Here is a 20,738-nt window from a genome sequence, read left to right as displayed (position 1 = left end):
CCCGGTAGCTATCGGGATGGATATTAATTGATACTGGGGCGCCTTGTTATATAGATTCATAACCTCTAAATAAATTAAATAGACAAGGCAAGGGTAGAAAAAAGGGGATATTCATTAGGGTAAAGCATTTCCATTGGGACAAATATCCATGAATAACTTGTCCGCCGAGGCGGATCTAATATCCACTAATATCCACTAATATCTAATATCCATGAATATCTAATATCCACTAGTATCCAACCTCCTGCAAAAGGAAACCATCCTTAAATAAAATAAAATGGAAACACTCGAATCCCTCCTCAGCATTGACCTCAATTACATTGTGATCGGATTGATCGCATTGTTTTTTACTTTGGAACAAATCCTCAACCCCCAGTTTCCTTTTCAAAGACGAGGGTATCATTTTTGGAACAGTTTCCTGTTTCAGGTGGTGTTCCTAATTGGGAATGTTTTCTGGGCTATTGTCTTCGTATTCTGCATCGAATGGCTCAATCAAAATGAAATTGGATTGTTTTATATGATTGACCTACCAATTTGGTTAAAGTTGGTTTTGGGTGTGATGATTCTGGATTTTGCCACTTATTGGTTTCATCGCTTTTCCCATTTATCCCCTCTCTTATGGAGGTTTCATCGCGTACATCACAGTGACACGACTATGGATTCCTCCACGTATTTTCGTGGCCATCCCATGGAAGTATTGTTTTGGTTTGGAAGTGCTCCAATTTTAATGTCAGCTCTTTTCGGATTGGATTTGTTTATCATAGGGGTGTATGTTCTTATATTGACTCCATTTCTGGTGTTGGAGCATTCCAATCTCAGATTCCCTGCCTGGCTGGACAAGACAGCAGGATTGATCTTCACCACCCCGAATCTGCACAAAATCCACCACGACCAGGATCAATATTATACCGACTCCAACTTTTCAGACATCTTCATTCTTTGGGACCGGATCTTTGGCACATTCAAATACAAACCTGTGGATCAGGTCAAATTTGGTTTGGAGGAATTTGATGAACCAAAGAAGCAAACCTTTTGGTATTTGCTGCGGGCCCCCTTCTTAACTATCGAAAGGAAGGTCAAATAAGAAGCAGGAAGTTGAATTAACAATTTGAACAGATTCAAATGACCCAAGCGGCAACTGTCAATACAAGAAATATCATTTTCGGAATGATAATGGTATTTATCATTGTCCACATCGGCTTTCACGCCACATACATCCAGTATTTCCCTACGTTCGAAGAATTTACATGGCTGCATCATATTCATGGAGCATTGATGGCTTCTTGGGTATTTTTATTGGTTCTGCAACCTGTTTTGATCCTATATAGGAAGTTTGCGGTACACCGTTTCTTTGGAAAACTATCGTATGTAATTGCCCCACTTATGATTATTTCCATGCTAATTATAGCAAGAGTTAGTTACCATAGATGGGATGGAGAGTACGGTTCTGTGGAGGTATTTTCATGGCAGTCAGTTACATGGATGCAGTTGTTGATGTTTGGATTGTTTTACTCATTGGCCATCTACTACAAAAAAAACACCTTTAGGCACATGCGATTTATGATTGGAACAGCCATTATCATGATTGGGCCGAGCCTGAGTAGAATAATAAATGCATATCTGGACACTTCCTTGGAGGTTGATTTTGAGTTGATACCATTGTATTTTAAAACAGGTTTGGCGGCTGCCTTATTGTCACTGGATCTGATAAAAAAGAAAGATTGGATGCCGTATTCGATTGTGCTTTTGGCGTTCCTCTTTGCAGATTTGGTCTATTATGCCCGCTATTCAGAGGCCTGGCAATCATTTGGGAGGTTTGTGGTGAAGGTGCTTTATTGACAATATCACAAACCTTGGGCCCTTGTGCTTATTTAAATTTTTAGTATTTTTGACAAAATTAGTCAAAAATATTTTTGTCAAAAAACCAATTCAATAGATGCTAAGCCTCGGAGAAACCATCAGAAAATTGAGAGAGGAAAAGGAATTGCCTCTTCGCACAGTGGCTGCTTATCTCGATATTGATCAGGCCATTTTGAGCAAGATCGAACGCGGACTCCGAAAGCCAAGCCGGGATTTGGTCACTAAACTCGCGGCCTATTTCAATGTTCCTGAAAAAGAGTTGATGTTGGCATTTTTAGCCGATAAAGTGCTATATGAAGTGGCAGATGAGGAGATGGGTTTGGAGGCTTTGAAGGTGGCGGAGGAAAAATTAAAAATTTATGTGGCAAAAAATGAAAAGCAATGAAAGCGAAGGAACTCATAGATTTATTGAAAAATTTCCCACCTGACCAAAAGGTGGTGATCAGAGGATACGAAGAAGGATTCAATGATATTATGGAACTACGTCAGATTAGTATCATTCACTAATCAGATTCGCCTTGGTATTGTGGAGAATACGCTTTGAGCAAGGAGGCAAATGCTATTGAAGCCATTGAATTATATGGAGAGAATCAAAATGAGGATCAATGAAATAATATCATTTCAGAGTCCAGTTTTTATTTGTCATATTTCCATTGTAATCGACAAAGGAAAATTTTTGAGCCTTTAAACAAAAAAAAATGGAAAGTAATCCAAAAAAATATTCAGATATGTTGGTGGCGATGGTGGATGAATTTGAGAATTTTCTACCTGAAGAATTAACATTTGAAGATACCATTGAGATTGGTATTGAAGCTTGGAATTTGGCAAATAATACAACCGATCTTGATGATGCATTATTCTTGAGCCAAGTAAAAAAGCACAGATATAGATCAGTAATTGAAAAAATGGTGGGTTATAAATTGAAACACTTTTCAGATTTTACCAATGTTATTGTTGATTATAGCACTGATGGTGATCTGATACAAGTCAAACACATCACACAAAAAAATCACCTAGATAGTTTTATAGGTGCCATGCTAAAAGGTATGTCTTAATATTATTTCCCAAGCCATGAAAATTTATAAATTCCAATTATTTCTTACTCTTTGTTTAGCCATCTTTTCTTATTCTCACCTCAATGCCCAGACTTACGGCAAAAACGGTATGGTTGTCTCCGACAATATCCTTGCTTCGGAAGTGGGAATTGACATTTTGAAAAAGGGAGGAAATGCCATCGATGCGAGTATTGCGACAGCATTTGCTTTGGCAGTGACACATCCCGAGGCCGGCAACATCGGCGGCGGAGGATTTATTGTTTTTATGGATACCAAAGGAGAGGTGACCACTATTGATTTTCGGGAAAAAGCCCCTTTAAAAGCAACTCCTGAGATGTTTCAGGACGGATCGGGTAACCTTATCGAAAACGCAAACCACAATGGATTAAAGGCGGTTGGCGTACCAGGGACAGTCGCCGGACTTTACCTCGCCCACCAGAAATACGGAAAATTGCCTTGGGCAGACCTCGTGCAGCCATCTGTTGACCTTGCCAAAAATGGTTTTCCAATGACTTGGGGGTTGTACAAAGTGGCTTTGGATATGGAGGATTGGGATGATTCCTATGATATCATGACCAATTATTTCCGCAACGCGGCAGGGGAGCTCATCCAACCGGGTGAAATATGGACGCAACCGGCTTTGGCCAATACCCTAGCTTTGATCCGGGACAAAGGTCATGATGGGTTTTACAAAGGAGAAGTGGCCGATGAAATTGAAGCCTACATGAAAGCCAAAGGAGGGATCATCACCAAAGAAGATTTGGCAAGATATACCGCCATTGAGCGCAAACCTGTCAAAGGAACCTACAAAGGCTATGACATCTATTCCATGCCTCCGCCAAGTTCGGGTGGAGTCGCCCTGATTGAGATGATGAACTTGATGGAACAGGCTGACCTCCAAAAAATCGAATTCAATTCTACAGCCTATGTGCATTTGGTCGCCGAAGCGATGCGCAGGGCTTTTTCCGATCGGGCGGAGCATCTTGGTGATCCTGATTTCAATCCTGATATGCCCCTAGATCGGTTGACTTCCAAGGAATTTGCCAAAAAACGGTTTGAGAATATTGACATGAATAAGGCTTCATTGAGCGATTCATCCAAGTTTGGGCAACTCTATGACGGAAGCAGTACGACCCATTTTTCGGTAGTGGACAAAGATGGCAATGCTGTTTCAATGACGTATACTTTAGAGGATTCTTACGGTACCGGGATGGGTTCTTCCAAACTCGGTTTTATCTTCAACAATGAAATGGGGGATTTTAACCCTGTAGCCGGAGTCACCAACAGCGATGGTCAAATCGGTTCCAATCCCAACCTAATCGCCCCGGGAAAAAGGATGCTGTCTAGCATGACACCAACCATAGTTGCCAAAGACGGCAAACCCCATCTGATCATCGGAAGTCCGGGAGGAAGGACGATCATCAACACGGTGTTTCAAACAGTTCTCAATGTCTTGGAATACAACATGCGGATCGACAAAGCCATCGAAGCCATGAAAATCCACCACCAATGGTTACCTGATATGTTGGTCTATGAAAGGCACCTGCTATCACCAGACACCCGTGATGCCTTGGAGCAGATGGGGCACAAACTCCGTGGCGTCAATAACCTTGGTGTACTCATGGGAATCACCTACGATCCCAAGTTAAAAGTCTATGTCGGTGCCGCCGATTCGTCGAGTGATGATGGGGGAGCAGTGGGGTATTGAGAAAAGAGAATGGGTGATTGATCACATTTCAAACCATGGGCTGCGGTGCATGAAAATTTGAGAAAGTATGAAGTTCAGAGAAGCACCTTGCCCACGGCTAGTGTTATTGCGCCCAATCGGGGCTGTAATCCCAAAGCCCTGACTTTGTAAATTAATCCCCACCATTTCGGTAATAAGAATTATCCTTCAGAGAAGATTCGTAACCGAAATCCCTTATTCGTTCCCATTCTTAACCATGGGCTGCGGTGCATGAAAATTTGAGAAAGTATGAAGTTCAGTGAAGCACCTAACCCATGGCTAGTGTTATTGTGCCCGCTTCGGGGCTGTAATCCTAAAGCCCTGACTTTGTAAATTAATCCCCACCATTTCGGTAATGAGAATTCTCCTTCTTAGAAGATTCGTGACCGAAATCCCTTAATCGTTCTCATTCTTAACCATAGGCTGCGGTGCATGAAAATTTGAGAAAGTATGAAGTTCAGTGAAGCACCTAACCCATGGCTAGTGTTATTGCGCCCACTTCGGGGCTGTAATCCTAAAGTCCTAACTTGTAAATTAATCCCAACCATTTCGGTAATGAGAATTATCCTACTTATAAGATTCGAGTCCGAAATCCCTTATTCGTTCCCATTCTTAACCATGGGCTGCGGTGCATGAAAATTTGAGAAAGTATAAAGATTAGTGAAGCACCTAACCCATGGCTAGTGTTGTTGCGCCCACTTCGGGGCTGTATCTATTATAAATGGTATTTCAAAAACCTCTACTTTTCAATTAATCTTTATATGGAACACTTGTGGGCAGGAAGCGCAATTCCGGGCCGGCGGGGGTATGGGTGGGGGAGGATTATTGCGCTAGATTTTTTTGGTTACTTTTTGTATCATGACAAAAAGTGACACAAGAAAAAGACGCTTATCATTTAATCACATTGATTGAGGAAATAAAACGATGAGTTTTCCCAAAAATTTCGGTATTGAGAATTCTCCTTATTAGAATATGCGTAACCGAAATCCCTTAATCGTTCCCATTCATAACCATGGGCTGCGGTGCATGAAAATTTGAGAAAGTATGAAGTTCAGAGAAGCACCTTGCCCACGGCTAGTGTTATTGCGCCCACTTCGGGGCTGTAATCCCAAAGCCCTGACTTTGTAAATTAATCCCCACCATTTCGGTAATGAGAATTATCCTACTTATAAGATTCGAGTCCGAAATCCCTTAATCGTTCCCATTCATAACCATGGGCTGCGGTGCATGAAAATTTGAGAAAGTATGAAGTTCAGAGAAGCACCTTGCCCACGGCTAGTGTTATTGCGCCCAATCGGGGCTGTAATCTTAAAGCCCGGACTTTGTAAATTAATCTCAACCATTTCGGTATTGGGGATTCTCCTACTTGGAAGATTCATAACCGATCCCGACAATCATAAAATCTATACTTTTTCAAACACCAACCGGAAATGATCCATGACTTCTTTTTCAAAACATACCTTATTTGGACTGACTCGGAAAACCGCCACCAAGTGTCTAAACTCTTTATCTGTGAAATACCTTGGAATCAATGAGAGGTATAACAAATATTTTTTGAGATGAAACTTTCTGAATTTTTTGCGCCATTGGCCAATGGTTTCAATGTAGTCCAGCCTTCCACTGCTTTTGGAAATTAATTTGAATCCAGGCAGGGCACAATTGATCACCATTTCGGGACCGTAAGGAAGCCATGAACCGGGAAATTGTTTCACCATCAATGCCATAATATAAGCAGTGGATCCTTTATCGGCATTTACATCCAATTCTTCAAAATCGATCATATTCTTACTGAATACCATTGTCTGCATGTAAAACCTTCCTCCAACCGGCAATAAATCATAAATCGTTTGGAAGAAATCACGATACACTTGCTCCTGCTTGCCTGCTTTCCATTCTTCCACCGAACAGAAATGTTCTAACCCACCGATGCAGACGATGGCGTCGAAAACTCCAAAGTCATTCGGCTTTACTTGACGGCAATCTTTTACCAATACATTATACCCATTCTTTTGACATGCCTCCGCCTGCCCTTGTGAGAGTGTCAGTCCGATACTTACTGCCCCCCTTTCATCAGTGATATATCGCGTAAAGGGCGCCCAACCACAGGCCATATCGAGTACTTTACTGCCCTTTTTAATGTGGAGACTGTCGGCTATAAATTTGTGCTTTGCTTTTTGTGCCTCTTCTAAGGTCATCGAAAAATCACCATCATATTTGGCACCACTATAATCTCCTGTTTCTCCCATGCTGAGCCGGAAGATTTCGTCGATGGTGGTGTAGGTAAAATCTAAATCTTTTTGGTTAGCCATGGGTTGTTATTTAATTATCACAAAATATAAATTATTTTCTCCAAAGATTCGAAGGAAATTTTTGATAAAGAATATGCCTCTAAGTTCGAGTTGTCTTGAAGCAGATGGGGAACCAGCTCATGCTATTGATCTCCTTTTTAAACTATGGGCTGCGGTGCATGAAAATTTGAGAAAGTATGAAGTTCAGAGAAGCACCTTGCCCATGGCTAGTGTTATTGCGCCCAATCGGGGCTGTAATCCCAAAGACCTAACTTTTAAAATCCATCCCCACCATTTCGGTATTGGGAATTCTCCTTTTTTGATAAATGGTTCCGAAGAACATGATTTTTCTTGTACCTTTTTCTTCGATTAAACCGAATCTGTTATGCAAAAAACCATAGGTCTTCTACTCACAACTCTTCTTCTCTTTTCAATAAACAGTTTTCCTGTCTGGGCTCAATCCAATCAAAAGGATATGGCCGCTCAGGTGGCCAAGGGGCTAGAGCTGAGAGGTATTGGTCCCGCATTAATGGGTGGAAGAATTGCTGATATAGCCATCAACCCTATCCATAGCAGTACTTGGTATGTGGCGGTTGGCTCAGGTGGTTTGTGGAAAACTACCAACAGTGGAACTACCTGGACACCTGTTTTTGATGCGCAGGCCTCATATTCTATTGGTACCGTGGCTTTGGATCCCAACAATCCCGAAGTGGTCTGGGTAGGTACTGGCGAAAATGTCAGTGGTCGGCATGTAGGTTGGGGAGATGGGGTGTACAAAAGCTTGGATGGAGGTGCCACTTGGAAGCAGATGGGATTGAAAAATTCCGAGCATATAAGTAGAATTTTAATCGATCCCAGAGACTCTGAGGTGGTCTATGTAGCAGCCGAAGGCCCATTATGGTCATCAGGAGGCGAACGTGGATTGTATAAAACCAAAGATGGGGGCAAAACCTGGCAATTGGTCCTAGAAATAGATCCAGATACAGGTGTCACTGATGCGGAATTTGACCCATCAAACCCTGATGTGATCTATGCTGCTGCCTATCAAAGAAGAAGAAAAACCTGGGCTCTACTTGGTGGAGGCCCAAAGTCCGGAATCTATAAATCCATGGATGGTGCCGAGAGTTGGAGAAGGATAAATGCGGGATTGCCTCAAGGCGATATGGGAAAAATAGGCTTGGCAGTGACTCCGGCCAATCCACAAGTAGTCTATGCGACCATAGAAGCAGACAATGCAAATAGGGGATTCTACCGATCCTCAGATAAAGGCGAAAGCTGGCAAAAACGCAACAGCTATATTTCAGGGGGAACCGGGCCTCATTATTATCAGGAGATTGAAGCTTCACCCACCAATCCGGACCTGGTTTACCAGATGGATGTTTTTATAAATGTAACCCGTGATGGTGGAAAGACCTTTGATTATGGCGAAACCGGAAGAACGAAACACAGCGACAACCACGCCTTGTATATTGATCCTGCCAATGGACAGCATTTGATCGTGGGAACAGATGGAGGTTTGTATGAATCTTTTGATGAAGGAGCTACTTGGCGTCACTTCCCGAACCTGCCGGTCTCACAATTTTATAAAGTAGGACTCGATAATGCTGAGCCATTTTATAATGTGGTAGTGGGAGCACAAGACCTTGGAACTTTATTAGGTCCATCCCGAACGACCAACGTGGAGGGTGTGCGCAATCAGGACTGGTACGTCCCCTTGGGGGCCGATGGCTATGATGTCGCTTTCGATCCCAAAGATCCCAATATTGTGTATATGGAAATTCAACAGGGCGAATTACACCGTCACAATAGAACCACACTAGAAATATTGAATATACAGCCACAACCGGAACCCAATGACCCACCGGAAAGATGGAATTGGGATAGTCCCATACAGGTAAGTCCTCATGATCATAAAACACTCTATTTTGGATCACAGCGGGTTTGGAAAAGTACCGATCGCGGTAATTCATGGACGGCGATCAGCGGTGACCTGACCACCAACCTCGGCAGGTATGAACTGGAAATGATGGACCGTGTACCAAGTATTGACGCATTGTACGACAACGGTGCCATGTCGAAATTTGCCACCTTGACCACAATTTCGGAATCGACCCTACAAGCAGGATTACTTTATACCGGCTCGGATGATGGCCTGATCCATGTGACCGAAGATGATGGGAAGAATTGGAGGAAAAGTGGAAGCCTGCCCAAGGTTCCTGCACTTACCTTCATTAACAATATCGAAGCCTCTTCCCATGATGTCAATACGGTATTTGCCGCAGCCGATGCGCACCAATTGGGTGATTATGCTTCTTACGTTTTCATCAGTACAGACAAAGGAAAAACCTGGCGTTCTATTGCAGGAGACTTGCCTGTCAATACCCTTGTTTGGGTGATCAAACAGGACCACATAGATGAAAATTTGCTTTTCATCGGAACGGAGTACGGGATTTATTTTTCTGTGAATAAGGGCGTCAATTGGACCAAGCTAAATGCAGGAGTTCCAACCATTCCTTTCCGGGATCTCGCGCTACATGCCAGAGACAATGATTTGGTAGGGGCAAGTTTTGGGCGTGGGATTTATGTCTTGGATGATTACTCTCCTTTGAGGGAGATCAACAAATTGGCCAATGCCAATTCAAATATCGTGTTGCCGGTGAGAGATGCTTGGTGGTATGTCCCTAACGAACCCATGCAGGCCAAAGGAATGCCTTCTCAGGGTTCCACCAGTTTTGTAAGCGATAACCCACCTTTCGGAGCAGTATTCACCTATTTCATAAATGATCTTCCCAAAACAGAAAAAGCTGTGCGGAAAGAATCGGAAAAGAAGCTCAACGAGCAAAAAGCCAGCATTCCTTTTCCCGGTTGGGATCAACTGAGGGGGGAGTCTATCGAAGAAGAACCAAGTGTCATGCTTTTGGTACGGGATAAAAGCGGGGAGGCCGTCCGTTGGATCGAAGGGGTAGCGAAAACAGGCTTGCATCGGGTAAGTTGGGATCTGAGACTTTCTCCGCCCGACCCTATCGAACTCAGCGTTCCCGCCTTCCAACCACCTTGGGTAAGTGATCCTCAAGGACCTTTGGTAGCGCCCGGGAAATACAGTGTCGAGCTCTATGTGATAAAAAATGGAAAACTGGAGCTTCAAGGAGACGCGCAGGAGTTTATGGTGAAACCTGTTCATCCGAAAAATGATGATTATGAAGCAATGGCGGCTTTTAAAAAGCAAACCAGTGATCTTTCCCGAAGGACCTCAAGCGCTGCCAGCCAATTGAGTGAGGCCGGGGATAAGCTCCGCTATATCAAGGCCGCATTGACCAAAACACCAAATGCTTCTCCTGATTTATTTGCACAACTGACAGCGCTCAATGCCTCTTTATTTAACCTGTCAAATACACTAATGGGAGACCGGGTGCTTCAAAGCAAGGATGAGTCCACTTCTCCTTCCATCATGAGTAGGGTAGGAGCAGTGATTTATGGACATTGGAATACTACCGAGCCTCCAACAGCAACGCACAGACGGAATATTGAAATCGCACAAAGTGAGTTTGATCAATATTTGAAAGATGCTTCGGTCTTTTATAATGAATTGGCCGAGTTTGAGTTGACGCTGGAAAAAGCAGGAGCACCTTATACGCCAAATAGAAAAATGGATTGAAGGACAAGGCCAAAATATTGACTTAGCTAAAAAATAACAGGGGTAAGTGACATTCTACTTGCCCCTGTTTTTTATTTCCCACCAATGAGTGGTTGGGCTAGAACCCGGTATAACTTTCTCGCCCATAAGGGGTGTTACCAGTTTGATGTTATTTTCTGCGGCTATGTCAGCTACCATTTTGATAGATTCATCCCAAGGGTGTAATGCCAAATCAAAGACACCCCAATGTATGGGAAACATGAGTTGTGTATTGATATCCTGACATAACTGAACTGTCTGATCGGGGAAGAGGTGGGTCAATGGCCATCCTTTGTTCCAGCCATCTATCTCCACAAAAGCCAGGTCGAAAGGTCCATATTTTTCTCCTATGTCTTTCAGGTGCGTTCCGTATCCGGTATCGCCACTTACAAAAATATTTTTATCATCCCCTTTAATTACAAAAGAGGCCCAAAGGGTTTTATTCCTATCATTATAACTCCTGCTCGTGTAGTGGATCCCCGGCAGGGCAGTGATTTGCAAGGAACCAACAGTCTTGGCATCATGCCAACCCAACTCGCTGATGTTGTTTTTCTGAATACCCCAGCCTTCCAATCTGGCACCTACACCCAGCGGTACGAGAAATTCTGTGTTTCTCGATGCTAGGAATCTTATGGTAGCAGCCTCCAGATGATCATAATGATCATGGGTAATGACCACCAAATCAATCTCCGGCAGTTCCTCTCTTTTGATGGGAGACACATCAAACCTTCTCAAAATAAAGGGTAGGGGACCTCCATTTTCAAAAACGGGATCAAATAAGATCCGTTTTCCATCAAGCTCAAGGATAAAGGTGGAGTGACCAAACCAATAGGCAGCAAAATCCGAAGGGGTTTCTGAAAAATCGCTTTTGGCAACCATCTTTTTGGGTAGTGAAAAACCCGGTGCATTTGGGGAAGTTTTAAAAAAGCGTGCAGGACCTGAATCGCCTCCTGTGGTCTGTTCCGGGTAATAGGGCAATGTCTCCGGACTTATAAACTGATCCGTATCTGCATCATAATATGACAGCCCGGAGAATCGTGCCTTCCGGTCTTCCAAGGAATCCAAACTGCCCATTTGTCTACTTACATAATATGCCAAGCTTCCCGTTACTATCAGCAATATGGCTAATGTCCATAGGGCAATTTTCAATATTTTCTTCATTTTTATAATTGTTTACTCAATGTCTTTTAGGTAAAATTTTGCGTTATACAACCCATTTCCAAAGTTGAGATCAGACCATGAAAATCTTAAAACATCCATTTCGAACTTTGGAAAAGTTTATCGAATCTCCCCTAACTAAACGACATTGATTGGTTACTTTGGTGATTAAGTTTGGAAACAGGGTATTTGCAACAGTGATCTTCAAATTTACTGCTAGATTTTTATATCCGGTCTCGTAACCGAACAATATTCCAAATCTAAGCCGGCTTAGCATAAAAAAATTATATTGGACTTAAATTGAAAGGATTGACAAAAAAATATTTTTTAAACTTTTTGGTTTAATTTTATTACATAAATTGAATATTTATAACTTTATCATGATACCTTTGCAAAAGACGTCAAAAGAAAAAGTCGATGAATTCTTAAAGGAGTTTAAGATAAAAATGAAGTTTTGGGGAGTATTCTTTTTGGATAACAGAGGAAAAAACTTTGAAACCCTCACCCAACTTGATATCCGTCCTAAGGATCGTAAGCAAATTCTAGAAGAATTAATAGCTGAAGATTATGCAGAAGGTCCCAAACCGGAAGAAATGTACGGCACCAAAGAAATGTGGGTCTTTGGGAAAATTGTAAAAGGGCAAGAAATCTACATTAAGATTACCAAAGGAATACCTGGATCAAATGTTCTTTGTATTTCTTTTCATTTTGCCGAACGAAAAATAAAATACCCTTTTAAATAGCGTTTTCATGAAAAGTCCATTAACCGGCAAAGAAATGCCATTAAAGAATGAAGCACGAACCGTTACTTTTCGGAAAGAGGAGATTAGAATAAGATTCCAATTTTACCTCTGTGAGGAAACCGGAGAAAAATTCACAACAACAGAATTAGATGAATTTAATCTCTTAATGGTAGAACACGCCTATAGAGCAAAAAATCACATCCCTCAGCGCGAAGAGATTATTGAAATAAGGGAGAAGTATGGGTTATCCGCTATAAGGATGGGAGAAGTTATGGGCTTCGGTCAAAACACATACGGACTTTATGAAAAAGGGGAACTTCCGTCATTGGCAAATGCAAACTTAATTAAACTAGCTCGGGATCCATATAAGTTTAAGGCCTTGGTAGAGGATTGGAATCCTAAATCTGACAATACTAAAGCTGAACTGGTAAAGAAAATAGATCGATTGATTGCATCAGAAAAATTAAAACTAATTAATCTTGATGATTACCTACTGGGCGATGGAGAAGTTTCTGTTTTAACAGGTTACACCAAGCCAAACCTAGAGAAACTTGTTGAAATGGTAGTGTTTTTTTCACACGAGATTCCTTGCTTCAAGACGAAGATGAATAAGCTGTTATTTTATGCAGATTTCTCTTACTTCAAATATTTTGGAAATTCTATAAGCGGATTAAAGTATAAGGCAATAAACTATGGACCTGTACCTAATATGTTTGAAACAATCTTTGAAAATCTATCAGAAGACGATGTTATTGACATTAATTATGAAGATAAGGCTGATGGAATAAGAATTGAAAAACTGGTAGGAAGAAAAGACAGACTTTTCAATCCGGAGGTCTTTTCAAATAAAGAATTACTAATGCTTGAAAAAATAAAGACCCAATTCAAAGATATTTCCACCAATGGGATAGTTGAGACCAGTCATCTTGAAAAAGGTTGGTTGGAGAATGTTCATGGCAAACAGTTTATATCCTATGAATATGCACTGGAACTTAAGGCTGTTTGATGGGTTTGGAAATGAGAAGGGAGTAAGAAATGTATTATTTAAAAAAAGTCGCAAATCAATTTTCCCTCCGAAGCTTTTCCGCTTTCATTGATTGACTTCCCTGATAAACCCCATTTTATCAGGGTGATCAGAAACAAAAATGTCATTGTCTAATTTTTGAAGCATATAAAGTGCAATGATGTCTCCACCTGCCGCCCAAGAAAAAAATATACCAAAGCTTAAAATCCCACCACTTCCTGTCACTATTCCGATCAATGATGGAATAATACCCATAACAATCAACGGCATAGCTCCCCCGATTTTATAATGTTTAACCCTTAGCGGTTCTTTACAATGGCAGTAAGGAGCCAGATATTTCCATTTTACTCCAAATTTTATTGATTTAAGTCCATTGGATGCAAAATATCCAAATGTAGATCCATGTAACAACTCATGGATTATAATTCCTATCAGTAAGAAGGTAAAGAAATGATCAAAAAACAGATCTTTACCTGCTTGAAAAGTATCATAGTCCCAAATGAGAATAAAAGGAGTTAAGAATATTGCGGTAATCGGAATCGTTAAAAGAATTGAAATCAAGTTGACTTTACCAAATCCCATTGTATACTCAACGATTGGTTTTTCCTCGATGATTAAATTTTCTTCTGTCATTTTGTGCAATGTTTAATAGCCCCGGGTTTTAACCCGGGGATTGAAGACGATTACGAATTTCAGGCCAACCCCAAAGGGGTTGAACATACTCGGATAAAACAAATTCTGTCATTGTTACCCGACTTTCCGCATGATAGCAAATGAAAGGAAGCCATATGATTTTTTGTGTACCTGCTTCATCGCACGTAGCCGGACTAAATAATGGTCAGGGAACGATCGGCGGTTCTGTGGACAGTAGACTGTCGTCTGTGGACAAGTATCCGCAACCGACAAAGTCTCCAAACCCAACGTGCAACATTGCGGATACTTTTTCAATATTGATGTTTACCCACAGTCCAGCCATTCTCTTTTAAATGCTTATCGCCCGACTCTATTGCCTCCTTTTCAAGTTCAGTACCCATAGAATCATTCCATCTATTTAAAAACCCAAAAAGAGCTATCACCCCAAGAATTTCCACAATCTCACCTTCATCCCAATACAACCTGAGTTTTTCTGCAATAGCATCATCCACTGCATTTGGAATCACAGAACTGGCAAATGCAAATTCCAGTGCCGCCCGTTCTGCTTCCGAAAATGCAGGATGTGTCCTAAACTCCCAGATGTTTGCCAGTTTTTCTTCATCCGCGCCATACCGCTCCGCAGCCCTGATGGTATGGGCCTGACAATACCTGCATCCTGCCACGTTGCTGCTGATGTATCCAATCAGTCTTTTCAGTGAACTTGTTACGCTGCCCTTATTTTCCATTACGGCTTTGTTGAGAGCAATGAAAGCGTAAGCAATGGAAGGTCGGTGATACATCGTTTTCACACTGTTAGGACAAAACCCCAATGTTTCATTAAAAAACCGGATCAAATCCTGAAAGTCCTTGTCTTCTTTTTCAGTGGAGGGGAATACTAAAGGTCTTTTCATATTTAGAATTTCGATTGATAAAAAAAGCAAAAAAGGTCTTTTCGTCAAAAAACCTCCGGTTAAATATAAAGCCATTTCTTCGGAAATGAGAGGGGATTGTCAAGTCCCATAACAGCGAAACATTTGGATTTCAAAAAAGTTGCTCCTCTATTGATTTTGTTATTGCCGACTTTACTTTACCTATATGTTCGGTTGTTTTAGATTCAATCAGCATAATTAAACAATCTTCGGTTGAAGAAACTCTATGGTTTACCCCTTTTTTTACAACAAATAGGTCACCTTTTTTCATGATTAAGTCTGGTCGATTTTCTATTTCCATTAAAAGTGTCCCCTCTACAATGTAGAATAATTCATCTTCATTTTCATGGTTATGCCAAGGTACTTCCTGCCCTTTTATTTTGGCTATTTTTATATATTGGTCGTTTACTTCACCAATAATTCGTGGAGAAAAATATGCTTCAAGTCCTATATAGGCATCTTTCAGATTCACCTTTTAAACAGTTTGCTTTTTACAATTTTGCCCTCTTTTTTGGCAAGATAATAAAGCGTTATTCCAATAAACAGTAAAAATAATGCTGTAAAAACCGAATCTTCAATACCTACAGCACCACCTGTTAATAATTCAGGTCCATTAAATGATGATTGAATGATACTGCCCATGTCATCTAGCCCTGTGAGATTGGAGCCATAAAAAGGTTGTGCAAAATTCCAGCCTATATGAAAGAAATAGGGTAGCCATATTCTCTTAGTATAAATAAACATCATTGCCATAGTAAACCCCCAAATCAAATAAAGAAAAAGACTAAATAGATTGGAATGGGGATTAAATATGTGTTGAAGTTCGACCACCATTCCAATAACAATGGCTGCGTTGGTTCCTAACCAATTTTCCATTTCCCTTACGATGAGTCCCCTATGAAACAGGTCTTCAATTAAAGCAGCTACTAATAATGTCGTGAATAATTTTACCGGGTAGTTTGTTGTCGTAATGCTTATAACCTGATAATACCCCAATAAGTATAAAATGAAAATGGATAATGAAATTGTCAAAAACCCGAATACAAAACCACCAAACATTTCTTTGGGTAAATGTTTTAGTGATAGTTCTGTTATTTTTCTTTTATCATACAATCGAAATAAAAAGTAATAGCTGCCCAATAAGACCAAGATAGAAGCACAATGAATAATTGGGTTAGCAATATTTATCTTGAATGATGCTATAAAAAAATGGTTTTAATACAAAGTTTTGAATACTTACAAAAAGTGCAAAGCAAACAACAATCCCTATAATGATTTTAATAATTGGGAATTGAAGCACTTTTTTTAATGTTGCACTCATTTTTTCTGATTTTTTGTAGGTAATGTTTTACGAATAAAAATATTAACTACCTTGATAGCAAGTACATACTAAAATGTATCCTACATACTTTTTTGGTAGTAGTGTTGATAATCAATGATTTAGAAATATTAAATAAATGAAAAATAATAAGGCTCATTGTGCTGTGGATTATGCCTTTCAGCGAATAGGTGGTAAATACAAAGGGCGAATTTTATGGGTATTGAGAGAAGGTGTTTTGCGATACGGAGAATTAAACCGAGCCGTAATAGGTATCACGCCCAAAATGCTTACCCAAACGCTAAAAGAATTGGAAGCCGATGAATTGATTGTTAGAAAAGTTTATTTAGAAGTTCCACCGAAAGTTGAATATTCACTTACCGATACTGGAAAAGAATTGATTCCCCTTATCAGTCACTTGCGAAGTTGGGGTGAGAAACAAATGTCAGCAAATTGAAACATACAATTCGTACGCTGTCTTTGCAATGACCGCTTACGTCCCAGGCTTTGCGCAGTTTGGGTGGAATTAAAAATTCCTCCAGTCCCACCAGCAATCATTACACTACACCCAGAGGGATCCCAGCATCAGATGTATACTACGCCTAGGGGGGAATTCCCTTAAAGACACAATTACTCGTTTACTGAATGGCTAATTCGTTAACATTTAATTTGGATTGAAGAATGCTTTTGAATTCCGTAAAACAAAGTCTTTTGCAAAACACAATAAAATAATATTGAACCTTTAATTATATGACACGGTACTATTTTCTAGAAAAGGATGGAGTCAAATTAGGCCCATTAAGGTCAGAATCTCATTTGATTGTGTAGATATGAGCTTATGTTTCATAGTTCAAAAGTCAGCTTTGGCCTGACTATAATGATATAAAACATAACTACTGCCAAGCGGTGGCATTCAGATTGTTTTTTCCTCATTTCCTTTTCAAAACCTGAAAGGAAAATGCTGCCCCACACAATAAATGTCAGTCCAGGTTCGCTTAATATTGTGGAAAGATTTACTATAAAACTCAACTTTCCCCCATTTTCAATTTCCCCTTCCTTATAATTTTTTTGGCTTCAGGACCTTTGATGGGACCAGCTTTTTCGTCCAACCATACGATGGCACCGGTAGGGCAGCATTGGATAGGAAGCTGTGTCTGATGGTTTTTGGAATAGTCGATGACCGGCAGATTATGGATCATGGAGATCAGGTTGGAGGCATCCAATTTGCCACAGGTGGTGCTCTCTACCTCACAATCTTCCAAAAACCCATCCTTTGCCTCAAGACTTAAAACTTAATTTAATACACTTGATGTTTCAACTGGAGGTGAGACACCGGGCGGCAAGTCCAAAACCGGATCATCATTTTCGAGAATCCCCCCATCCTCATCATCATTATTGTCTTGATCCTTACATACATAAATTTTAAACACCTTATAAATGATAAAAATATTCAATATAATAAATGGAATATACAGCGGATGGGCAAGGATGTAATCAAGCATGCGGTGAGAAGAACAAATTATTAAACCATCAAATCAATCCCTTAACCCATTGTTCCCTTAAAAGTTTGTCTTACAGCGCTTTAAAATTTTATAGATTTAATGGGATTTAAATGAAATGGATGTTATCCGGTTTGATTGTATTTTTTTTCAATTTGTTTTCTTAAAAATCTCACCCAAAAATTCCAGGTCGTTGTTTTTTTATTTTCAGAAAAATTATTTTCAAGCTTATCAAATGCGTCTTCAATTAAGGCATTGTGTAGAGAACGAATTCCTAAAATCCAACTTAGAGTTCCTTCACCTACAGTATTCATATCAATAGTATGCTTGATTTCAGTTTTTTTATAGGTCAGGTCTCTTAACTCAAATTTATGAATTCCATTAAATCCATTGGGTTTCAAAAATCGAAACTGAATTACTTCACTTGGATGATACGTTTCCACCAAATATCTTATTGGGCCGTGTCCTCCTTTCGCTCCAATTTTTAGTCCTTCCCTAAATTTCATAGCTGGCCATTTTTCTGTTGGCCAAATCCTATCCTCTTCCGTTGATAAAGTTTTTATCATCTCGACCACCTTATTTTTCGGTTGGTCAATTATGCGCTTATGGATATTAAGTACTTTCAATTTATTTCAAGCTCCTTTTACTTTTCTTTCACCTTTCTCAAACAGGTGGATGCTGCAAGTTCCAGTCTGTTGCTTTTTCATAGGCATGACCAATCCGGCACAACATTGCTTCTTCCAAAAAACCGCCAGAAAGCTGCATCGTGTAGGGAAGCCCCTTATCGGAGAATCCACAGGGAACGACCAATGCCGGGGTTCCCGCATAGTTATGAGGAAACGCAAAGAAAACCGGATGCTTTGTAGCGGAAGCCTTGAGGATTTCGGAAATCGCTTCATTCCAATGGGTAAGAGATTTGTACTGTAATCCTTCGGGAATAGCAAAGGGGCTGCCTGCCGCAGGGGAAAGCATGGCATCAACCTCGGAAAGCATGGCTCGAAAAGCTGTGCTGAAGGATTCCCGGATTTGCCGGATATCAGCAATCTCGGATGGATTTACCCGGTGACCAATTTCTAGAAACTCCCGAAAATATGCTCCATATTCCTCTGACCGTGAAGGAAAATTTGCCTCATGGGCTTTGGCTGCCTCTGCAGCGCAGAGTAGGATCCAGGTCTTTATAACTTTCGTAAGATCCGGAACCTTTACCGCCACAATTTCAGCTCCCAGGCCCTCCAAAACTTCTATGGCGCTCTCAATTGCACTGGCTAATCCTGGATCCACCCCAGTCAGCGCATACTCGCGGTCAAATCCTATCCGAAGTCCTGCGACACCTTTGTCAATATCTTTAAGCATATCCGGGACCGGTTCGCTTAGAGAGGTAGGATCGTTGGGATCTTCACCGGCAATCGCCTCAAGCATGATGGCAGCATCTGCGACACACCTGGTCATGGGTCCTACATGGTCCAATGATTCTGCAAGTGGAAGCACGCCATGCCGACTGACTCGGCCATAGGAGGGTTTGAGGCCCACGATGCCGTTTGCCATTGATGGAAAACGTATGGATCCTCCGGTGTCAGTGCCCAATGATCCGAAACATAGTCCGGCAGCAGTGGCCACACCCGACCCACTGGACGATCCACCCGCCCACAAATCTTTCCCCCAGGGGTTATTCGGTATCTTGAAATCAGGGTGATATCCAACCATGGCGCCTTCTGTGAGATTTAGTTTTCCCAGCAATACGGCGCCTGCAGCTTCCAGTTTGCTCACCACTGTAGCGTCAAAGTCGGGCACGAAGTCGCTTAATACCTTCAGCCCGCCTGTGGTAGGTACTCCTTTGGTGTAGCAAAGGTCTTTTACTGCAATCGGAACCCCATGCAAGAATCCGCGGTATTTTCCTGCTTCAAGTTCTTTGTCCAATTCCCTTGCCCTTTCCAATGCTGTATTTTTCATTACGGTGAGGAAGCTGTGCAGGCTGGCATCAACCGTTTCAATCCGGTCGAGCATGAGTTGGGTAAGGTCAAAAGATGAAATCTCATTTGATTTGATCATCTTAGAGATTTCAACAATAGTTTTGTAGTGTAAGGGTGATTCACCTTGTATGTCTATCCCTGATTGCTTGTAAGTGCATCCGATGGGAATAAATATGGCCAGGCTTCCTAAACCCATTTGACCGATAAATTTGCGTCTTGAAGTGGTTAGCATGATATCTTCTTATTTATGCATTAGCATTGTCAGTTTGTGTATGATTAGCTGCTGTGTATGAATACCCAAATTAGAAAAAAAATCGGTAGTGCCCGAGCAATTAATTACACCACACGTTTTTACTTTAATTCACCTGAAAGCTAATGTAATGTATTAAGTACAAACTGTTTCCAATCATATCCTTCAAGATTCATTCCTGCTGCTTGTTTTGGGCCATCTTCAGTATCAAAGAGCATTGCAGTAAAACCATTGGAGTTTCCAAACGCCACAACTTTTCCTTTTCCAATTGTTCCGGCTAATCCTTGGGAATTTCCTTCGTTTTTGGTTGTAAAGTCGAATGGAAGAGCTGTTATAATCATTACAATGTCAAAGCGCTTTTAAATATTCAGGCGTAAATTCTAAGCTATCAACGATTGTTTGATAACCATCATTTTTGGCAAGGTCAGTGAAGGGTTTGATAAAATCCCATTGAATAAAAAAGTTATGGTGAGCACCATCTAAAAGAATCTTTGGCCTTTTCTCCCTGTCGTAGCATCAGGACTTTGACAACTTCTAGTGGGTGGATGGCGATGGCGCTAGGCGTATCTGCGACAATTGTCGGGATGAAATTACGCCTTCTTATGATCTTGA

At 40.9% G+C, this 20,738-nt stretch carries 21 protein-coding genes; 10 read left to right on the top strand and 11 right to left on the bottom strand.

Annotation, left to right across the window (positions count from 1 at the left end):
- The first annotated feature begins 277 nt into the window (after positions 1 to 277).
- From M3O96_RS09855 to ggt, 6 genes are all read left to right on the top strand, one after another.
- Positions 278 to 1,084 carry a sterol desaturase family protein gene (locus M3O96_RS09855; RefSeq protein ID WP_249720232.1) on the top strand — a complete coding sequence of 269 codons (807 nt, stop codon included), beginning with the start codon at positions 278 to 280 and terminating at the stop codon, positions 1,082 to 1,084.
- 38 nt (positions 1,085 to 1,122) lie between these two features.
- Entirely contained in the window at positions 1,123 to 1,839 is a 717-nt protein-coding gene (locus tag M3O96_RS09850) for a hypothetical protein (protein WP_249720231.1), read from the top strand.
- A 97-nt stretch (positions 1,840 to 1,936) separates the two neighbouring features.
- Positions 1,937 to 2,245, top strand: coding sequence for a helix-turn-helix domain-containing protein (locus M3O96_RS09845; protein WP_249720230.1), 309 nt, complete (start codon positions 1,937 to 1,939; stop codon positions 2,243 to 2,245).
- Positions 2,242 to 2,367: a hypothetical protein gene (locus tag M3O96_RS22030; protein ID WP_283773978.1), complete on the top strand. Its 126-nt coding sequence runs from the start codon at positions 2,242 to 2,244 to the stop codon at positions 2,365 to 2,367. The genes M3O96_RS09845 and M3O96_RS22030 overlap by 4 nt, the downstream gene beginning before the upstream one ends.
- Before the next feature lie 191 nt (positions 2,368 to 2,558).
- Positions 2,559 to 2,915, top strand: coding sequence for a hypothetical protein (locus tag M3O96_RS09840; RefSeq protein ID WP_249720229.1), 357 nt, complete (start codon positions 2,559 to 2,561; stop codon positions 2,913 to 2,915).
- A 16-nt stretch (positions 2,916 to 2,931) separates the two neighbouring features.
- A complete protein-coding gene (gene ggt, locus M3O96_RS09835; RefSeq protein ID WP_249720228.1) occupies positions 2,932 to 4,623 on the top strand; it encodes a gamma-glutamyltransferase in 1,692 nt (563 codons plus the stop codon).
- Positions 4,624 to 6,044: 1,421 nt separating this feature from the next.
- On the opposite strand, the gene M3O96_RS09830 is transcribed toward ggt, so the two are convergent.
- Positions 6,045 to 6,950: an SAM-dependent methyltransferase gene (locus M3O96_RS09830; RefSeq protein WP_249720226.1), complete on the bottom strand. Its 906-nt coding sequence runs from the start codon at positions 6,948 to 6,950 to the stop codon at positions 6,045 to 6,047.
- 364 nt (positions 6,951 to 7,314) lie between these two features.
- Between M3O96_RS09830 and M3O96_RS09825 the strand changes: the two genes are divergently transcribed.
- Positions 7,315 to 10,584 carry a WD40/YVTN/BNR-like repeat-containing protein gene (locus M3O96_RS09825; protein ID WP_249720224.1) on the top strand — a complete coding sequence of 1,090 codons (3,270 nt, stop codon included), beginning with the start codon at positions 7,315 to 7,317 and terminating at the stop codon, positions 10,582 to 10,584.
- A gap of 54 nt (positions 10,585 to 10,638) precedes the next feature.
- On the opposite strand, the gene M3O96_RS09820 is transcribed toward M3O96_RS09825, so the two are convergent.
- Positions 10,639 to 11,763, bottom strand: coding sequence for an MBL fold metallo-hydrolase (locus tag M3O96_RS09820; RefSeq protein WP_249720222.1), 1,125 nt, complete (start codon positions 11,761 to 11,763; stop codon positions 10,639 to 10,641).
- Between the two features lie 356 nt (positions 11,764 to 12,119).
- Here M3O96_RS09820 and M3O96_RS09815 point away from each other — a divergent pair, with 356 nt between their 5' ends.
- Positions 12,120 to 12,503, top strand: coding sequence for a hypothetical protein (locus tag M3O96_RS09815; protein WP_249720220.1), 384 nt, complete (start codon positions 12,120 to 12,122; stop codon positions 12,501 to 12,503).
- Positions 12,504 to 12,510: 7 nt separating this feature from the next.
- The gene (locus M3O96_RS09810; RefSeq protein ID WP_249720218.1) at positions 12,511 to 13,509 is read left to right on the top strand and encodes a type II toxin-antitoxin system antitoxin SocA domain-containing protein; all 999 of its coding nucleotides are present in this window, start codon (positions 12,511 to 12,513) and stop codon (positions 13,507 to 13,509) included.
- A gap of 84 nt (positions 13,510 to 13,593) precedes the next feature.
- On the opposite strand, the gene M3O96_RS09805 is transcribed toward M3O96_RS09810, so the two are convergent.
- The 5 genes from M3O96_RS09805 to M3O96_RS09785 form a co-directional block, all read right to left on the bottom strand.
- Positions 13,594 to 14,160, bottom strand: coding sequence for a DUF3267 domain-containing protein (locus M3O96_RS09805; RefSeq protein WP_249720216.1), 567 nt, complete (start codon positions 14,158 to 14,160; stop codon positions 13,594 to 13,596).
- Between the two features lie 205 nt (positions 14,161 to 14,365).
- Positions 14,366 to 14,503 (bottom strand): hypothetical protein, encoded by a 138-nt coding sequence (locus M3O96_RS09800; RefSeq protein WP_249720214.1) that lies wholly within the window; start codon positions 14,501 to 14,503, stop codon positions 14,366 to 14,368.
- Complete coding sequence (locus M3O96_RS09795) at positions 14,472 to 15,071, bottom strand: carboxymuconolactone decarboxylase family protein (RefSeq protein ID WP_249720212.1); 600 nt, start codon at positions 15,069 to 15,071, stop codon at positions 14,472 to 14,474. The genes M3O96_RS09800 and M3O96_RS09795 overlap by 32 nt, the downstream gene beginning before the upstream one ends.
- 130 nt (positions 15,072 to 15,201) lie before the next feature.
- Positions 15,202 to 15,561, bottom strand: coding sequence for a cupin domain-containing protein (locus M3O96_RS09790; RefSeq protein ID WP_249720210.1), 360 nt, complete (start codon positions 15,559 to 15,561; stop codon positions 15,202 to 15,204).
- Positions 15,558 to 16,229 (bottom strand): CPBP family intramembrane glutamic endopeptidase, encoded by a 672-nt coding sequence (locus tag M3O96_RS09785; RefSeq protein WP_249720208.1) that lies wholly within the window; start codon positions 16,227 to 16,229, stop codon positions 15,558 to 15,560. Before M3O96_RS09785 ends, M3O96_RS09790 begins: the two co-directional genes overlap by 4 nt.
- A 317-nt stretch (positions 16,230 to 16,546) precedes the next feature.
- Between M3O96_RS09785 and M3O96_RS09780 the strand changes: the two genes are divergently transcribed.
- On the top strand, positions 16,547 to 16,864 hold the full coding sequence (locus tag M3O96_RS09780; protein WP_249720207.1) for a winged helix-turn-helix transcriptional regulator: 318 nt from the start codon (positions 16,547 to 16,549) through the stop codon (positions 16,862 to 16,864).
- Positions 16,865 to 17,432: 568 nt separating this feature from the next.
- Here M3O96_RS09780 and M3O96_RS09775 read toward each other — a convergent pair.
- From M3O96_RS09775 to M3O96_RS09760, 4 genes are all read right to left on the bottom strand, one after another.
- Positions 17,433 to 17,669, bottom strand: a complete 237-nt coding sequence (locus tag M3O96_RS09775) for a hypothetical protein (RefSeq protein WP_249720205.1) — start codon at positions 17,667 to 17,669, stop codon at positions 17,433 to 17,435.
- A gap of 362 nt (positions 17,670 to 18,031) precedes the next feature.
- Positions 18,032 to 18,472: a hypothetical protein gene (locus tag M3O96_RS09770; RefSeq protein WP_249720203.1), complete on the bottom strand. Its 441-nt coding sequence runs from the start codon at positions 18,470 to 18,472 to the stop codon at positions 18,032 to 18,034.
- A gap of 97 nt (positions 18,473 to 18,569) precedes the next feature.
- Positions 18,570 to 20,108 (bottom strand): amidase, encoded by a 1,539-nt coding sequence (locus M3O96_RS09765; RefSeq protein ID WP_249720202.1) that lies wholly within the window; start codon positions 20,106 to 20,108, stop codon positions 18,570 to 18,572.
- A gap of 140 nt (positions 20,109 to 20,248) precedes the next feature.
- The gene (locus M3O96_RS09760; RefSeq protein ID WP_249720200.1) at positions 20,249 to 20,467 is read right to left on the bottom strand and encodes a hypothetical protein; all 219 of its coding nucleotides are present in this window, start codon (positions 20,465 to 20,467) and stop codon (positions 20,249 to 20,251) included.
- Positions 20,468 to 20,738 lie beyond the last annotated feature (271 nt).

The sequence above is a fragment of the Aquiflexum sp. TKW24L genome (genome assembly GCF_023502205.1).
Classification (GTDB): domain Bacteria; phylum Bacteroidota; class Bacteroidia; order Cytophagales; family Cyclobacteriaceae; genus Cognataquiflexum.
The sequence above is the reverse complement of the archived record's forward strand: the minus strand, read 5'-3'. Positions and strand labels throughout refer to the sequence as shown.

What these genes read in the sequence shown, in the direction of transcription:
- M3O96_RS22030 (WP_283773978.1), top strand. Translation starts at nt 2,242, where the DNA reads ATGAAAGCGAAGGAACTCATAGATTTATTGAAAAATTTCCCACCTGAC.
- ggt (WP_249720228.1), top strand. Translation starts at nt 2,932, where the DNA reads ATGAAAATTTATAAATTCCAATTATTTCTTACTCTTTGTTTAGCCATC.
- M3O96_RS09825 (WP_249720224.1), top strand. Translation starts at nt 7,315, where the DNA reads ATGCAAAAAACCATAGGTCTTCTACTCACAACTCTTCTTCTCTTTTCA.
- M3O96_RS09800 (WP_249720214.1), bottom strand. Translation starts at nt 14,503, where the DNA reads ATGGCTGGACTGTGGGTAAACATCAATATTGAAAAAGTATCCGCAATG.
- M3O96_RS09810 (WP_249720218.1), top strand. Translation starts at nt 12,511, where the DNA reads ATGAAAAGTCCATTAACCGGCAAAGAAATGCCATTAAAGAATGAAGCA.
- M3O96_RS09855 (WP_249720232.1), top strand. Translation starts at nt 278, where the DNA reads ATGGAAACACTCGAATCCCTCCTCAGCATTGACCTCAATTACATTGTG.
- M3O96_RS09845 (WP_249720230.1), top strand. Translation starts at nt 1,937, where the DNA reads ATGCTAAGCCTCGGAGAAACCATCAGAAAATTGAGAGAGGAAAAGGAA.
- M3O96_RS09805 (WP_249720216.1), bottom strand. Translation starts at nt 14,160, where the DNA reads ATGACAGAAGAAAATTTAATCATCGAGGAAAAACCAATCGTTGAGTAT.
- M3O96_RS09760 (WP_249720200.1), bottom strand. Translation starts at nt 20,467, where the DNA reads ATGATTATAACAGCTCTTCCATTCGACTTTACAACCAAAAACGAAGGA.
- M3O96_RS09770 (WP_249720203.1), bottom strand. Translation starts at nt 18,472, where the DNA reads ATGATAAAAACTTTATCAACGGAAGAGGATAGGATTTGGCCAACAGAA.
- M3O96_RS09850 (WP_249720231.1), top strand. Translation starts at nt 1,123, where the DNA reads ATGACCCAAGCGGCAACTGTCAATACAAGAAATATCATTTTCGGAATG.
- M3O96_RS09820 (WP_249720222.1), bottom strand. Translation starts at nt 11,763, where the DNA reads ATGAAGAAAATATTGAAAATTGCCCTATGGACATTAGCCATATTGCTG.
- M3O96_RS09840 (WP_249720229.1), top strand. Translation starts at nt 2,559, where the DNA reads ATGGAAAGTAATCCAAAAAAATATTCAGATATGTTGGTGGCGATGGTG.
- M3O96_RS09765 (WP_249720202.1), bottom strand. Translation starts at nt 20,108, where the DNA reads ATGCTAACCACTTCAAGACGCAAATTTATCGGTCAAATGGGTTTAGGA.
- M3O96_RS09830 (WP_249720226.1), bottom strand. Translation starts at nt 6,950, where the DNA reads ATGGCTAACCAAAAAGATTTAGATTTTACCTACACCACCATCGACGAA.
- M3O96_RS09780 (WP_249720207.1), top strand. Translation starts at nt 16,547, where the DNA reads ATGAAAAATAATAAGGCTCATTGTGCTGTGGATTATGCCTTTCAGCGA.
- M3O96_RS09795 (WP_249720212.1), bottom strand. Translation starts at nt 15,071, where the DNA reads ATGAAAAGACCTTTAGTATTCCCCTCCACTGAAAAAGAAGACAAGGAC.